1 protein-coding gene is annotated in these 1,374 nt (G+C 52.0%); it reads right to left on the minus strand.

The features are described from left to right. The coding region (tnpC, locus tag NFS31_RS26740) for an IS66 family transposase (RefSeq protein WP_251502121.1) at positions 1 to 1,084 on the minus strand (1,084 nt) is incomplete at its 3' end. Positions 1,085 to 1,374: the final 290 nt, after the last annotated feature.

Here is a 1,374-nt window from a genome sequence, read left to right on the forward strand (position 1 = left end):
GCTTCAGTTTTTTCTGCCGTTTTGCCGGGAGGGCTTCGTAAAATTTTCTGCGGCAGTGCGCAGGGCATATGGCAAGGACCACATCCTCTACCTGGTTATAGCCGCTGTACCCATCGCACTGCACGATGCCGGAGAAACCTTCCAGGAAAGCCTTTGGGAAAACGCCGCTGCGCCCCGCCTGGTATTCATAGAGCACGATTGGCGCCAGGCCGTCGCTCCCGCTCAAATACATCCACATGTAGGATGTGGCTTTTGCGGCTTTCCCCTTTTCGCGCAGCACCTGACAGGTTGTTTCATCCGCATGGATAATATCCCTCTGCAGGAGAAGCCGGTGCATATGGTCATATACCGGCTGGAAATATTCCATGGCACATTTTATGTACCAGTTCGCCATGGTTTCACGCGGCAGTTCCAATCCAAGCTGGGCCATGCAGGCCTCCTGGCGGTAGTATGGGACGCTTACGAAACTTTTATCAAACATGACGTACGCAACAACAGACGGTGACGCCGGGCTGTGTGCCATAAGAGGTACAGGCGTCTGCGCCTGCACGATTGTGCCGTCGCCGTCTTTACGGCATTCCGGGCAGATCAGTTCTTCCTGCATATAGCGGACACGCTCCACTTTTGCCGGGGTTATGCGCAGTTCTGTGCGGACTTGTTTATACCCAAGCAGGATCATTTGCGCATTGCAGTACGGGCAGAGCCGGTCCTTATCCGGGACAGGGATTATGACATCGCGGACAGGGATGTCCGCATAACGCTCATCCCTCGCGGCTTTCTTCTTTTTCGTCCGGGTGTGTTCTTTCACCGTTGTTTTTGCAGGCGGGTTTTCCGGTTCATCCCCGCAACTGGCTGGCGAAGTTTTTGTCTTCTCGCTTTTTGTGCCGAACAGCTGGCGCTTAAATTCTTCAAGCGTTTCCTCCAGGCCGGACTTTAAAAGGCGCAGTTCATCCACAAGGGCGCGCAGTTGTGCTATGGCCTGCTCCTGCTCCAGGATTCGTGCGTCCTGGGACTGTATATGTATTTTCTGCTGTTCCACCATTGTTTCCAGCAGCCGGATATAGTCTTCCATATTAACTGGCATGTGTACCCTCCGTGTTTCCATTTACTTACATTATAAGGAAACGCGGGGATGAAATCAAACCGACCATACCTGCGCGATAGGCACAATGACGGACTGGAAACTGCCGCCAGATACAGGAAAAAGGCTTAAAAACAGCATTTTTCATGCAGGTTATCCACAGTTTTGCGGCCTGGCGCTGCGTTATGCGTGGACAGCATCCCGGAAAAAAACAGTGTCGTGGATAACATTCCCTGGCGGCTTGCGGCGCTGGAAAATAAATTTTTAAATTTCTACATAATGCACAAAAGTTC

This window comes from Otoolea muris (genome assembly GCF_943193115.1).
In the GTDB taxonomy this organism is placed as follows: domain Bacteria; phylum Bacillota; class Clostridia; order Lachnospirales; family Lachnospiraceae; genus Otoolea; species Otoolea muris.